Below are 14,460 nucleotides of genomic sequence, written 5' to 3'. Positions count from 1 at the left end.
GGCATTGATTTACCAAATATTGAAAATGAAAGAGAAAGAAAAATGACAAAAGCGCCATCGAGAGTGAACTTCTCGATGGCTTTTGTCTACAATCTGAGACTGTCTAACTAGACAGTCTTTTTTTGTTAGGAGGGCAACTTAGCCTCGAAATACCAAGAGAGAATGGTTTGTCTAAATCATCTTCCGTGCTTTCTCTGTATTAGCGAAATGCCATTTTGTTATCGAGCGTAGAAATTCCTCACCCTGTTTACGCCAAATTCGTGCCGCTTGCACATCTACCTTATTTGAGGCCCCTTTCATCAATTCTAGGCCTGCTATATTACTTAGACGATCCATCTCCTTTAAAAACGCAGCACGAGCTAGAATGGATGCTGTAGCCACGGCTACATGTAATTGCTCGGCTTTTGTAGAAAAATACACGTTTTCTTGAACAATTTCTCGTTCATTTTTTAAATAATTGTAATAGACACCACGTTCTGCAAACTGGTCGATTAAAATAAATTCAGGTTTTTCGGGTGCCATTTTCACTAGTGTATTTTGAAGTGCCTTGTTGTGCATCATGGCTTTCATTTTCCCTTGGGAATAGCCCTTTGCTTGTAAGTTATTATATTTATCATTGCGTAAGACGAGGACACTATGGACACAAGCTGCACGTAAATCAGGAGCAATTTTCCGCATGTAGTCATCGGTTAACATTTTTGAGTCTTTGACACCAAGCTCATTGATAAGTTCAATTTTGGATGCAGGAACATACACTGCTGCTACTGTGATAGGTCCAAAATAATCACCTGTGCCTGTTTCATCTGAGCCTAATACAGACATAGTGGCGAATTGGTCGGGTAGTGTATCACCCTTTGCTCCGATCGTTGATGATTTCTGACTCGTTGTTTTTTCGATAATTCCCCAGCGGGCAGCTTCGCGTTCGGCTCCTCCACCTTGAAACATTAATTTTCCTGATTTATACATTGTTATGGAGGTATCTGGTAGTTTTGCGGCGAAGATTACACCAGGAGCCTTTCGTTCAATATAGTTGGATGCATAGTAAGCCATCACCTCTTTTTGAATATTTGTTGAAATGGTAAGTACAATATTTGACATTTAATCGATCCTTTCTGTCCTCATTGTTCACAATTTTATACCTTTCATGGTATGATAATAAATAGCTTTTTTGTGTAATGGTGCTTGCAAGTCAAAAAAATCTTGTGTGTATCGAATTTATAGGAGGGTGCGACTATGGAAAAACAAGAAAAGAATAAAATTTCTGTGGAAATATATGGTCATACATATAAAATGGTCGGCTTGGAATCCATGGGCCATATGCGACTTGTTGCTTCGATTGTTGATGACCGTATGCGCGAGATGAACGTACATAATCCCTCACTTGATAGCACAAAACTTGCTGTTCTGACAGCAGTAAATACTGTACATGATTATTTATTATTAAAAGAACAGTTGGAGCAACTAGAAGAAGAATTGAAAAAATTAAAGGGTTGAAGAGAATGTTAGATTTAATCATATTAGTGGTACTTTTAGCTGGAATTGGTGTTGGTGCAAAACGTGGTTTCATTGTACAAATGATGCACATTGTCAGCTTTGTGGTAGCCCTAATTGTTGCGTATATTTATTATAAGCCATTAGCACAAAAATTTGTATTTTGGGTTCCATACCCAGGGGTCACTGATACAGGTAGTCTTGGTGTCGTGATTGACAGTTTAGATTTAGACCGCACATTCTATCGTGTGATTGCATTTGCGGTAATTTTCTTTGCTGTAAAAATAACATTGCAAATTGTGGCATCAATTTTTGATTTTATCGCGTATTTACCTGTGCTGAACACAGTAAATCGTTGGCTTGGTGCTCTATTCGGCATGATTGAAAACTATTTAATTATGTTTATTTTGCTGTATGTGTGTGCCCTACTGCCTATTGATAGTATTCAAAATTTAATGTCGAAGTCATTGTTAAGTGGTCTTATTTTGGAGCATACACCAATCATTACAAAGATGTTCCAAAACTGGTGGTATATTTATATGCAATAGCAACTATGCACTTCTCTCTGTTTTGAGAGAAGTGTTTTTACGATAGGAGGAATTACCGATGAATAAAAAAACCATTATTCGCACGCTCGAAAAAATTGCTTTATATATGGAATTACAAGGTGAAAATCCGTTCAAGGTATCTGCCTTTCGAAAAGCGGCTGCAGCACTAGAGGGAGACGAACGGTCATTAAGTGAAATGGATGATGTCACAAAACTTAAGGGTATCGGCAAGGGGACGGCTGCTGTTATTGAGGATTTGATGGCAACGGGTGAGTCGAGTTTGTTGAAAGAACTAGAAGAGATTGTACCTAAAGGGTTATTGCCATTGTTAAAGTTGCCAGGCTTAGGTGGGAAAAAGATTGCCAAGCTTCACCAAGAGCTTGGCATCGACTCAGCAGAAAGTTTAAAAGTAGCTTGTGAAGCAGGCAAAGTTCGTGAATTATCTGGCTTTGCTGCTAAAACAGAGGAGAAAATTTTAAAGGAACTTGCCAATCTAGCTAATCGCTCTGAACGTCTACCAATTTGGCAACTAGAGCCTGTGGTTTTACAAATAGAGGCCATTCTAGATAGTATGGAGGAAGTGGAACGTTTTTCTGTTGCTGGAAGTTTCCGTCGGGCAGCTGAAACTAGTAAAGATATTGATTTTATTGTAGTGACAGAAGCGGTTGAGGCAGTCCGTGAAAAATTATTAAACACGTTAGTGGTTCAAGAAACTGTTGCAGCTGGAGATACAAAAATTTCGGTAATTTTAGACTTAGATGAGCCAGTCAGTGTTGATTTTCGCTTAGTGAAGGACAAAGAATATGCGACCGCCTTGCATCATTTTACAGGTTCTAAAGACCATAATGTTCGTATGCGTCAACTTGCAAAAGCGCGAGGTGAAAAAATAAGTGAATATGGTGTGGAGCAGGAAGATGGTACTGTTTTGACGTTTCAAGATGAGGAGGCGTTTTTTGCTCATTTTGATTTACCTTGGATTCCACCAAGCTTACGTACAGGCAAATTGGAATTTGACAAAACAGAAGATATTCAAAAATTAGTTCAACTTGAGGATATTAAGGCAGATTTGCATATGCATACGACGTGGTCAGATGGTGCATACTCTGTTGCAGAAATGGGCAAGGCATTGCTGGCGCGTGGCTATCAATATAGCGTTATTACGGACCACTCTCAATTTCTAAAAGTCGCAAATGGATTAACGCCTGCGCGTTTAGAAAATCAGCGAGTGGAAATTGAGGCGTTTAATGAAGCACATCCAGAATTTCATTTGTTTAAAGGGACAGAGATGGATATTTTACCTGACGGTTCTCTAGATTACGATGATCAAGTCTTGCGAGAATTAGATTTTGTAATTGCCTCTATACATTCTAGTTTTACACAATCACAGGATAAAATTATGGCACGCCTACTGACTGCTATGCAAAATCCGTACGTCCATATGATTGCCCATCCAACGGGGCGAATTATTGAGGATCGCGATGGCTATAATCCTGATATGCAACAGTTAATTGCTTGGGCGAAGGAATATGGTAAAATTTTAGAGTTAAATGCGAACCCGTATCGTCTTGATTTATGTGTTGAACATTTAGAAATGGCTATAGCAGCAGGTGTACCGATAGCTATTAATACAGATGCGCATGATATGGCCCATTTACGTTTTATGGATATTGGTGTTCGCTATGCGAATAGAGCATGGATACCGAAAGAGATGATTGTGAATACATGGACGCGTGAACAATTTGAGGCGTTCATACGACGAAATAAATAGGTTGAGGAGGTGTTCTCAGTGATTGCAGAACGCGCATTGAAAACACTAGAATACGATAAAGTACGACAGCAAGTGGCTTCCTTTTGCACTTCTTCAATTGGGAAATCTGCCATCGAGGAGCTTGTACCACAAACTGATTTTGATAAAGTAGTACAATTATTAGAGGAAATGGATGAGGGTTTATCCATTTTACGTGTTAAAGGTAATGTACCAATGGGTGGGATATTTGACGTACGACCATCTGCAAGACGTGCCCAAATAGGAGGCATGTTAGCAGCGGTAGAGCTAATGGAAATATCCAGTACAATTCGAGCTAGTAGAATTCTTCGCAATTTTATTGAGGATTTAGAAGCCGATGAAGTGATTGAGATTCCACATTTCATCGCCAAGAAGGAAATGATACCTGTATTAACAGGGTTGCAACATGAAATAAATAACTGTATTGATGATAACGGGGCTGTTTTAGATTCGGCAAGTCCAACATTACGGTCAATTCGCCAATCCTTACGTGCTGAGGAAGCAAGGGTGCGTTCTAAATTGGAGAGCTTGATCCGTGGCAGTAATGCATCGAAAATGCTATCTGATATGCTGGTCACAATTCGGAATGATCGCTTTGTCATTCCCGTGAAGCAAGAATATCGTCATCATTATGGCGGAATCGTACATGACCAATCTTCTTCTGGTCAAACATTATTCATTGAACCGGATTCTATCGTACAAGCAAATAATGAAATTCATCGCTTGAAAATGAAAGAACAGGCTGAGATCGAGCGGATTTTACTAACATTAAGTGCAATGGTGCAAGAAGTAGCATCAGATTTATTTAACTTAGTGAGGGTTTTAGGAGATATCGATGTCATTTTAGCTAAGGGCAAATATGGACAAGCCAATAAATGTACAATGCCTAAAATGAATCAGGATGGCCATATTCGCCTTGTTCGGGCACGCCACCCTCTGTTACCAATAGATACAGCTGTGCCAAATGATATTGAGTTTGGTAAAGACATCACGGCAATTGTCATTACAGGTCCAAATACTGGTGGTAAGACAGTAACATTAAAAACAGTAGGCTTGTGTACATTAATGGCTCAAGCTGGGTTACCTGTACCAGCATTGGATGGATCTCAGCTCGCTGTTTTTAAACAACTGTTTGCTGATATTGGGGATGAGCAATCTATTGAACAATCACTTTCAACATTCTCATCTCATATGGTCAATATCGTTGACATTTTACAACAATTTGATCATGAGTCACTTGTTCTTTTTGATGAGCTAGGAGCAGGTACTGATCCACAAGAAGGGGCTGCCTTAGCCATTTCTATTTTAGACGAGGTGCATGGTCGTGGTGCTCGTGTCATGGCAACAACCCACTATCCTGAGCTTAAAGCATATGGCTATAATCGACCAGGTGTTGCCAATGCCAGTGTAGAATTTGATATTGAAACATTGAGTCCAACTTATCGTCTGCTGATTGGTGTACCTGGGCGCTCCAATGCATTTGAAATCTCAAGTCGCCTTGGTCTACCAGAATCCGTTATCGATCGTGCGAAAGGCTTTACAGGAACCGACCGACATGAGGTTGAATCGATGATTGCTTCGTTAGAGCAAACACGTCGTCAATCTGAAGATGATGCAGAGCGTTCCCATGCATTATTGTTAGAGTCGGAGAACTTACGTAAAGAGCTTCAAGATAAACTGCAAGCCTATGAAGAGCGTAAAGAGGCGCTTGATAAGAAAGCTAAAGAAAAAGCTCGTAAAATTGTGGATGAAGCGAAAAGTGAAGCGGAAGGAATTATTGCTGAGCTGCGAGAAATGCGTAAAAATGCTGACCAAGTTGTTAAAGAGCATGAACTGATTGAAGCGCGTAAACGTTTGGAAGAAGCGACACCAATTGAAAACAATAAAGTGCTAAAAAAAGCAGCTCAAGTAAAAGCCCGTGCACAAAACTTAGTTGTCGGAGACGAGGTAAAGGTGTTAAGCTATGGTCAAAGAGGTACTTTGTTAGAAAAAGTTTCGAATGCTGAATGGGTTGTCCAAATGGGGATTTTAAAGATGAAAATCGCAGATAGTGATTTGGAATATATTAAACCTGAAAAAGAGGCTGTAGTACGAACAGCTGGCGTGAAAAATCGAAGTAGCCATGTAAAATTAGAATTGGATTTGCGCGGTGAGCGCTATGAGGATGCGATTTTAAGGACGGAAAAGTATATTGATGACGCTTTACTCGCTAATTATGGTCGTGTATCTATTATTCATGGTGTTGGTACAGGTGCTTTACGTCAAGGTATTCAAAGCTATTTGAAAAAGCACAAGCGCGTGAAATCCTTCCGTTTTGGTGAAGCCGGCGAGGGGGGCTTAGGCGTCACAGTTGTTGAATTGAAATAAGCTATAAAGGGGACGGAGAAAAATGCTGAATTCTGGCTTTTGGCGATATCCAATTATCGAAACGGCAGGATATTTTAGTGTTGTTGTGTTATGTTTAGTCGTCTCGATGGCATTGTTCGAAGTCGTTACGAAATATAAAAATTGGGAAGAAATAAAAAAAGGTAATGTTGCTGTGGCACTTGCAACAGGTGGGAAAATACTAGGTATTTGCAATATATTTCGTTTTTCCATTGCGCGTCATAGTACTTTAAGTGAAATGATTGGCTGGGGACTTTTTGGTTTTACGCTGTTGATCGTTGCATATTTCTTATTTGAATTTATGACACCTCGTTTTAATGTTGATCAAGAGATTGCCAATGATAATCGCTCAGTTGGTTTCATTTCCTTTACCATTTCAGTCGGTCTATCGTTTGTAATTGGGGCAAGTATTGCATAGGAGTGTCATGACATGGAAAAATTAGCAAAGGTATTAATCGTTGTCTGTATCGCATTTTTAGCAGTGGGCGTCTACTATATGATGACTATTTAAACGCATAAACGCATCCTTTTAAAAGGGTGCGTTTTTATTTTGTTTTTTTCGCATGGCTTCAATTTGCAAAGAATTCTACTAAACTCTATTAAAATTCTCCTATTTTTGAAAGAAAAAATTGTTTTTCAAATATAGAAATATGCATATATATTTTAATCTGAAAAACAAGAGAATGAATGAGTATTCACTAGGTCTAACCATTTAAATCCTATTTAGAATCAGTCATATTAATGTTGTGAAATGCATAATAATTAATCGAAAATGCATTTATTTTCTATTTTCTGTTTGAAACTGTTTTTCTTTTTCATTATAATAAAATTAAGAATTGACAAAGTTTGGGACAAAGGGGAGAGGACGTATGACAGCAAAACCATGGCTAGCAAATTATCCTGAAGAAGTACCATCGTCTTTAACGTTTGAGGAAATTCCAGTGCAAGAGTTTTTGACACGCGCCTATAAAAAGAATCCATCAAAAGTAGCGATTCATTTTATGGGAAAGGATTTGACGTACACCGAACTATATGAATCTGCTTTAAGGTTCGCAAACTATTTACAATCATTAGGTGTGGAAAAGGGAGATCGGGTGGCTATTATGTTGCCTAATTCGCCACAAAGTGTAATCGCTTACTACGGTGCCATGTATGCAGGTGCTGTTGTTGTACAAACAAATCCACTTTATACTGAACGTGAGCTTCAATATCAAATGGCTGATTCGGGTGCAAAGGTTATTCTTGTGATGGATATTTTGTATCCAAGAGTCATGAAAATTATAAAAGAGACAGCCCTAGAGAATGTCATTGTGACAGCAATCAAAGATTATTTACCATTCCCAAAAAATTTAGTCTATCCATTTATTCAAAAAAAGCAGTATGGCTTTAGTGTCAAGGTTGAGCATAGTGGACAAAATCATTTGTTTTCAGAAATAATGCGCTGTGCACCAATCAAGGTGATTGATCATATTCCTTTCGATTTTGAAGAAGATCTAGCATTACTCCAATACACAGGTGGAACAACCGGATTCCCGAAAGGAGTCATGCTAACCCATAAAAATTTAATTGCTAATACGGCAATGTGTGATGCATGGATGTATAAATGTGTACATGGTGAAGAAACCATTATGGGTATCCTTCCTTTCTTCCACGTTTATGGTATGACAACTGTTATGCTGTTATCAGTCTTCACCCGAAATAAAATGGTGCTTTTACCGAAATTTGATGCTGAAACGGCGTTAAAAACAATCGATAAACAAAAACCAACACTTTTCCCTGGTGCGCCAACCTTATATATCGGTTTATTAAATCACCCAGACATTGCAAATTACGATTTATCATCCATTAAGGCCTGCCTAAGTGGTTCAGCTTCACTGCCAATTGAGGTACAAGAGAAGTTTGAAGCGGTTACTGGTGGAAAATTAGTAGAAGGCTATGGGCTAACTGAAACCTCACCAGTGACACATGCTACTCCAATTTGGGGCAAGAGGGTGATTGGCTCGATTGGTTTACCTTGGCCAAATACAGAAGTAGTTATTTTGCGCACAGGGGATACCGAAGAATTGTCAATTGGAGAAGTTGGTGAAATTGCAGTCAAAGGGCCACAAGTGATGAAGGGTTACTGGAATCGCCCGGAGGATACTGCCGCTACATTTGTAGATGGCTGGTTTTTAACAGGGGATCTTGGTTATATGGATGAGCAAGGCTTTTTCTATGTAGTGGATCGTAAAAAAGATTTGATTATAGCTGGAGGCTTTAATATTTACCCTCGTGAAGTTGAAGAAATATTATACGAATGCGAAGAAATCCAAGAATGTGTTGTAGCAGGTATACCTGACCCTTATCGAGGAGAAACGGTAAAAGCTTATATTGTTTTAAAAGAAGGATATTCGATTACGGAAGACGAATTAAATAAATATTGCCGTCAGCATCTAGCGGCATTTAAAGTTCCGCGCTATTATGAGTTTAGAGATGAGCTACCAAAAACAGCTGTTGGGAAAATTTTGCGCCGCACATTAGTGGAAGAAGAAAAAACAAAATTGGCGAATAAAGAAGCGAAATAAATACGTGTTAAAGTATTGACAAGCAATGATGTAAAATATAATATGAAAATATGAATGAATGACCATTCATATTTTCATATTTTTTTTAGGTTCTCACGTCATATTGATTATGTTGACGTGCGCATGTTTTTTAGGTGGTGATATAAAAGTGAAACGAGATAAGCCAAAATATAAGCAAATTATTGATGCAGCTGTCATCGTTATTGCCGAGAATGGGTATCACCAAGCGCAAGTATCGAAAATCGCCAAACAGGCAGGGGTGGCCGATGGAACAATCTATTTATATTTTAAAAATAAAGAAGATATATTAATTTCTGTCTTTAATGAAAAAATGGCTGTTTTTGTAGAGTCATTACAAGATATAATAGAAAATGGGAATACGTCTAGAGACAAACTTTCCCGAATGATTGAAAATCATTTTAATGTTCTAGCGACAGATCGATACCTAGCAACCGTCACACAATTAGAGCTTCGCCAATCAAACAAAGACTTACGACTAAAAATTAATTCGGTATTACGTGAGTATTTACATTTACTTGATCAAATTTTAATCGCAGGTATGCTTTCAGGTGAGTTCAATCAAACGATGGATGTACGCTTGGCACGTCAAATGGTTTTTGGAACAATTGATGAAACTATTACGTCGTGGGTTATGAATGACTATCGATATGATTTGATGGAACAAGTTCCAAAGGTTCAGGCATTAATCCTGAACGGCATTAAAGCTTAAAAGGATGTGGAGAAATGGAATTTCTAAGTTGGAAAGTGGAAGATGGAGTAGCAAATATTACAATTGCACGTCCACCAGCAAATGCATTATCTCGCGGTATTATTGCAGAAGTAAATTCTGTGCTGGATGCTGTAGAACATGATGATGCTGTAAGAGTCCTTGTACTTCATGGTGAAGGCCGTTTCTTCTCTGCGGGTGCAGATATTAAAGAATTTACTGGGGTAGAATCTGGAGAAGAATTTACGAAGCTAGCTAGCAATGGACAGCAAGTATTTGAGCGTGTGGAATCATTCTCTAAGCCAATTATTGCAGCTATTCATGGTGCAGCATTAGGCGGTGGACTTGAATTAGCGATGAGCTGTCATATGCGTTTTGTTACGGAATCAGCGAAACTAGGTTTACCTGAGTTACAATTAGGTCTTATTCCTGGCTTTGGCGGTACGCAACGCTTACCACGTTATGTTGGTGTAGCAAAGGCTGCTGAAATGATGTTTACGAGTGAGCCGATATCTGGTACAGAAGCTGTGCAATGGGGCTTAGCAAACCGTGCATTCTCAGATGAGACATTGTTAGAGGAAACGTTAAAAATTGCTAAGAGTATTGCCAAGAAGAGTCCAATTGCTTTAAAAGCAGCTATTCAAACATTGCAATATGCAAAGCATGCTTCATTTTATGAAGGTATTGAAGCTGAGGCGAAATCCTTTGGGACAGTATTCGTCACAGAAGATGCAAAAGAAGGTATTCAAGCATTCATTGAAAAGCGTGAGCCTGTGTTTACTGGCAAATAATTTTCCCATATGTCGATAGCAACGTGCAAGCATGTTATCGATGTTATTGAAACTAAATATATATAATATTTATAAGTTTACTTAGAATTATAAAACGTTCCAGGAGGTATGGATATATGAACATTTTTGCATTAATTAAACGTACGTTTGATACAGAAGAAAAAATCGTTGTGTCGGGTGGGAAAATCCAAGAGGATGGCGCAGAATTCATTATCAACCCTTACGATGAATATGCCATCGAAGAAGCAATCCAAGTGCGTGACGCTGCTGGCGGAAAAGTAACTGTGGTGACAATTGGTGGCGAGGATGCAGAGAAGCAATTACGTACAGCACTAGCAATGGGTGCAGACGAAGCGGTGCTCATCAATACTGAAGATGATTTAGATGAATTAGACCAAAATGCAGCTGCTTATCTTTTGGCAGAATACTTAAAAGATAAAGATGCTGATTTAATATTAACAGGAAATGTTGCGATTGATGGTGGTTCTGGTCAAGTGGGTCCACGTGTTGCAGACTTGCTAGATATTAATTTTGTAACAACGATCACGAAACTTGAAATTGACGGAACTTCTGCAAAAATTGTTCGTGATATTGAAGGAGACTCAGAAGTAATTGAGACTTCTTTACCGCTGTTAGTAACAGCTCAACAAGGTTTAAATGAGCCGCGTTATCCATCTCTACCAGGTATCATGAAAGCGAAAAAGAAACCGCTTGCAGAGCTTGAGCTAGATGATTTAGATATCGATGAAGACGATGTAGAAGTGAAGATTGAAACTGTAGACATCTTCTTACCAGCTCAAAAAGCAGCAGGCCGCATACTTGAAGGTGACCTTTCTGCACAAGTAAAAGAACTGGTAAATCTACTTCACACAGAAGCAAAAGTAGTTTAAAAATTTGATGATGTTAATCGAATCTTAAAGGGTAACGGAGGGAATATGCTATGTCAAAAAAAGTATTAGTATTAAGTGAAGTTCGTGAAGGAAGCTTACGTAATGTTTCTTTCGAAGCAATTGCAGCTGCAAAACAAATCGCTGATGGCGGCGAGGTTGTAGGGGTACTTTTAGGGGATGCTGTAGTAAATTTAACAGGTCCATTATTTGAATATGGTGCTGATCGCGTTGTGACAGTGGAACACCCACATTTAAAACAATATACATCTGATGGCTATAGTCAAGCACTACTAGCTGTTATCGAGCAAGAAAAACCAGCTGGCATTGTCTTTGGCCATACAGCAAATGGTAAGGATTTATCACCAAAAATCGCAAGTAAATTACAAGCAGGTTTAGTATCTGATGTTACTACCATTGAGGGTGCAGGCGATGATATTGTATTCACCCGACCAATCTACTCTGGTAAAGCTTTTGAAAAAGTGAAAGTAAAAGACGGTATTGTGTTAGCATCTATTCGTCCAAATAACATTACACCTTTAGAAAAAGTTGACGGTAAAACAGGAGATGTTTCTGCCATTACTGTAGAAATTACAAACCTTCGCACAATTATTAAAGAGGTTGTTCGTAAATCTTCAGAAGGTGTTGATTTATCAGAAGCAAAAGTAGTTGTTGCTGGTGGTCGCGGTGTAAAATCTGAAGAAGGCTTTGAACCACTAAAAGAGCTTGCAGATTTACTTGGCGGTGCAGTAGGAGCATCACGTGGTGCATGTGACGCTGAGTATTGTGACTATTCACTTCAAATTGGTCAAACAGGTAAGGTAGTAACACCGGATCTTTATATTGCAGCTGGTATTTCTGGAGCTATTCAACATTTAGCAGGAATGTCAAATTCTAAAGTGATTGTTGCTATCAATAAAGATCCTGAAGCAAATATTTTCAAAGTAGCGGACTACGGAATTGTTGGAGATTTATTTGAAGTGATTCCGCTTTTAATTGAAGAATTTAAAGCTTTAAAAGTGAATGCTTAAAGGTTATTGCAGGAAGGGTGATCCTTCCTGCTTTTTTAATTTCACAAAGCAAGAAGTACTATTTGAAAATTATTGCAAAATAAAATATTGACATAATTAACAGAAGCCATTATAGTGTTGAATAATCATTAAATTTTCAATAATAATGTTTTTAAACGCAAAGATTAGGAGTAGTAAAAGCTCATTATTCGGTAAAGAGAGCTGCGGGTTGGTGCAACGCAGTCCAATAAGACTTTGAACTTGCCTAGGAGTGGTAAGATAAATGGAATTATCAGATTATTCTATTTGTTTGACGGTTAACCTTCGTTACAAGGTTTTTAAGTTGGGTTCTTAAAGAACCAATTAGAGTGGTACCGCGGTTTGCTTATGGCATATCGTCTCTTCTTTCATTTGATGATGAAGGAACAGACGGTATGCCTTTTTGATTTTTAGGAGGTAAGAAAGTGGAAAAGAACAATCAACAACAATTAAAACGAACAATGACCTCACGTCACATCACGATGATGGCATTAGGTGGTGCCATTGGTGCAGGGTTATTTAAAGGAAGTAGTGCAGCCATTGATATGGCAGGGCCATCGGTGCTCATTGCTTATTTATTAGGGGGCATTATTTTATTATTTGTTATGCAAGGTCTTGCAGAAATGGCTGTTCGCAATAAAGATGCAAGAACGTTTAGAGATTTAGTTGAATCTGTCTTAGGTAAATATCCAGCTTATTTTCTAGATTGGATCTATTGGAAAATGTGGGTTTTAAATATTGCAGCAGAATCTGTAGTTGCCGCTATTTTTATTCAATATTGGTTACCACAATACCCAATTTGGATTTTGGCCCTGTCTGTTTCGGTGTTAGTGACAGCCATTAATCTGTTATCCGTAAAGATTTTTGCTGAAACGGAATACTGGCTAGCATTGATTAAAATTACTGTTATTATTGTATTCATCATTGCAGGACTTATTTTACTGCTTGTCTCATTTGGTCATCATAGTGCTGTAGGTTTTTCTAACTTAACATCCCATGGTGGTTTTTTCCCAAATGGATCAAAGGGATTAATTGCTGCTATGCTTGTGGTGATCTATTCTTATGGTGGAACAGAAATCATTGGGATTACATTAGCTGAAACGAAAAACCCTGAAAAAGTAGTACCAAAAGCTGTACGTAGTACATTGGTGCGTATTGTTACCTTCTATCTGCTGCCGTTCTTTATTATCGTTAGTTTGATTCCTTGGAGTGAAGTGAATGGTGTGCCTGAAAGTCCATTTGTAATGGTATTTAAAATGATCGGAATTCCTGGCGCAGATCATATTATGAACGCAGTAGTATTACTTGCCATTATTTCTTCTATGAATTCTGGCCTTTATGGCTCATCACGTGTACTGTATACACAAGCTGTAGATGGACGTGTTCCTAAAATTTTTGGCCAATTGTCCAAAAGGAATGTTCCCGTGTATGCGATTTTGATGTGTACATTAGCATTATATTTAGGTGTCATCCTTTCGTTATATGCAGGAAGCAAGACCTTTGATTTTCTGATGGGATCACTTGGATACACGGTGTTATTTATTTGGTTAATTATTGCTATAGCTCATCTAAAATCTAGAAAAAAACAATCAACCAACACAAGTGTGTATGAAGTGAAATGGTACCCTTATACAACTTGGATAGCGATTATTGCGTTAAGTACCATCTTAATTGGTATTATTTTTACCACATCGATAATCGTGACAGGTATTACATTAGCAATCTACATTTTCATTACGTTAACTTATTTATGGAAAGGTCGTTATCAAACAAATTAATCGACGTCGTTTAATTTTTCGACACGGTTTTTCATAAAAAATACATTGCAGGCAGATTGTTCGCTCAAGTGAATTTATCCATGCTATACTACAAACATAGTAAGTTTAAGGAGGATTTCAAATGGCAATTGTACATGCAACAGATGCTACGTTCCACAACGATATTAAAGAAGGGTTAGTACTAGTAGACTTTTGGGCTGCTTGGTGCGGACCTTGTAAAATGATTGGGCCAGTTCTTGAAGAAATGGACGCTGCAGGTAGTGCGGCTAAAATTGTAAAAGTTGACGTAGACAACAACCAAGGTACTGCTGCTGAGTACCAAATCATGTCAATCCCATCATTATTATTATTTAAAGATGGAGAATTAGTTGACAAAACTGTAGGTTTCCAACCTAAAGAAGCTTTAGAAGCATTTATCGCAAAACATGCGTAATGAATGAAGTTCACAAAAGCC

At 38.3% G+C, this 14,460-nt stretch carries 13 protein-coding genes and 1 other annotated feature; of the genes, 12 read left to right on the top strand and 1 reads right to left on the bottom strand.

From position 1 onward, the window contains the following. Positions 1–171 precede the first annotated feature (171 nt). A complete protein-coding gene (gene rnhC, locus AO843_RS20580; RefSeq protein WP_054612942.1) occupies positions 172–1,098 on the bottom strand; it encodes a ribonuclease HIII in 927 nt (308 codons plus the stop codon). 135 nt (positions 1,099–1,233) lie between these two features. Between rnhC and zapA the strand changes: the two genes are divergently transcribed. The 12 genes from zapA to trxA all read left to right on the top strand — a co-directional run bounded on the left by zapA (position 1,234) and on the right by trxA (position 14,439). Then, a complete protein-coding gene (gene zapA, locus AO843_RS20575) occupies positions 1,234–1,494 on the top strand; it encodes a cell division protein ZapA (RefSeq protein ID WP_054612941.1) in 261 nt (86 codons plus the stop codon). Positions 1,495–1,499: 5 nt separating this feature from the next. Next, the gene (locus AO843_RS20570) at positions 1,500–2,039 is read left to right on the top strand and encodes a CvpA family protein (RefSeq protein WP_054612940.1); all 540 of its coding nucleotides are present in this window, start codon (positions 1,500–1,502) and stop codon (positions 2,037–2,039) included. Between the two features lie 58 nt (positions 2,040–2,097). Next, positions 2,098–3,807: a DNA polymerase/3'-5' exonuclease PolX gene (gene polX / locus AO843_RS20565; protein WP_054612939.1), complete on the top strand. Its 1,710-nt coding sequence runs from the start codon at positions 2,098–2,100 to the stop codon at positions 3,805–3,807. A gap of 18 nt (positions 3,808–3,825) precedes the next feature. Then, entirely contained in the window at positions 3,826–6,192 is a 2,367-nt protein-coding gene (locus AO843_RS20560) for an endonuclease MutS2 (RefSeq protein ID WP_054612938.1), read from the top strand. A gap of 22 nt (positions 6,193–6,214) precedes the next feature. Beyond that, entirely contained in the window at positions 6,215–6,628 is a 414-nt protein-coding gene (locus AO843_RS20555) for a DUF350 domain-containing protein (RefSeq protein ID WP_008179180.1), read from the top strand. Positions 6,629–7,079: 451 nt separating this feature from the next. Continuing rightward, positions 7,080–8,774, top strand: coding sequence for an AMP-binding protein (locus tag AO843_RS20550; protein ID WP_054612937.1), 1,695 nt, complete (start codon positions 7,080–7,082; stop codon positions 8,772–8,774). A gap of 148 nt (positions 8,775–8,922) precedes the next feature. After that, entirely contained in the window at positions 8,923–9,504 is a 582-nt protein-coding gene (locus AO843_RS20545) for a TetR/AcrR family transcriptional regulator (protein ID WP_054612936.1), read from the top strand. Between the two features lie 14 nt (positions 9,505–9,518). Then, entirely contained in the window at positions 9,519–10,292 is a 774-nt protein-coding gene (locus tag AO843_RS20540) for an enoyl-CoA hydratase (protein WP_054612935.1), read from the top strand. Between the two features lie 116 nt (positions 10,293–10,408). Then, complete coding sequence (locus AO843_RS20535) at positions 10,409–11,182, top strand: electron transfer flavoprotein subunit beta/FixA family protein (RefSeq protein ID WP_054612934.1); 774 nt, start codon at positions 10,409–10,411, stop codon at positions 11,180–11,182. Positions 11,183–11,232: 50 nt separating this feature from the next. Beyond that, the gene (locus AO843_RS20530) at positions 11,233–12,210 is read left to right on the top strand and encodes an electron transfer flavoprotein subunit alpha/FixB family protein (protein ID WP_054612933.1); all 978 of its coding nucleotides are present in this window, start codon (positions 11,233–11,235) and stop codon (positions 12,208–12,210) included. A 151-nt stretch (positions 12,211–12,361) separates the two neighbouring features. Further along, positions 12,362–12,595 (top strand) — a binding site (T-box leader). 94 nt (positions 12,596–12,689) lie between these two features. Beyond that, a complete protein-coding gene (locus AO843_RS20525) occupies positions 12,690–14,006 on the top strand; it encodes an amino acid permease (RefSeq protein WP_054612945.1) in 1,317 nt (438 codons plus the stop codon). A gap of 121 nt (positions 14,007–14,127) precedes the next feature. Beyond that, positions 14,128–14,439 (top strand): thioredoxin, encoded by a 312-nt coding sequence (gene trxA, locus AO843_RS20520; RefSeq protein WP_054612932.1) that lies wholly within the window; start codon positions 14,128–14,130, stop codon positions 14,437–14,439. Positions 14,440–14,460 lie beyond the last annotated feature (21 nt).

Origin of the sequence: Lysinibacillus sp. ZYM-1, assembly GCF_001308875.1 — a bacterium.
Taxonomy (GTDB): Bacteria; Bacillota; Bacilli; order Bacillales_A; family Planococcaceae; genus Lysinibacillus.
This window is presented reverse-complemented; position numbering and strand designations above follow the sequence as displayed.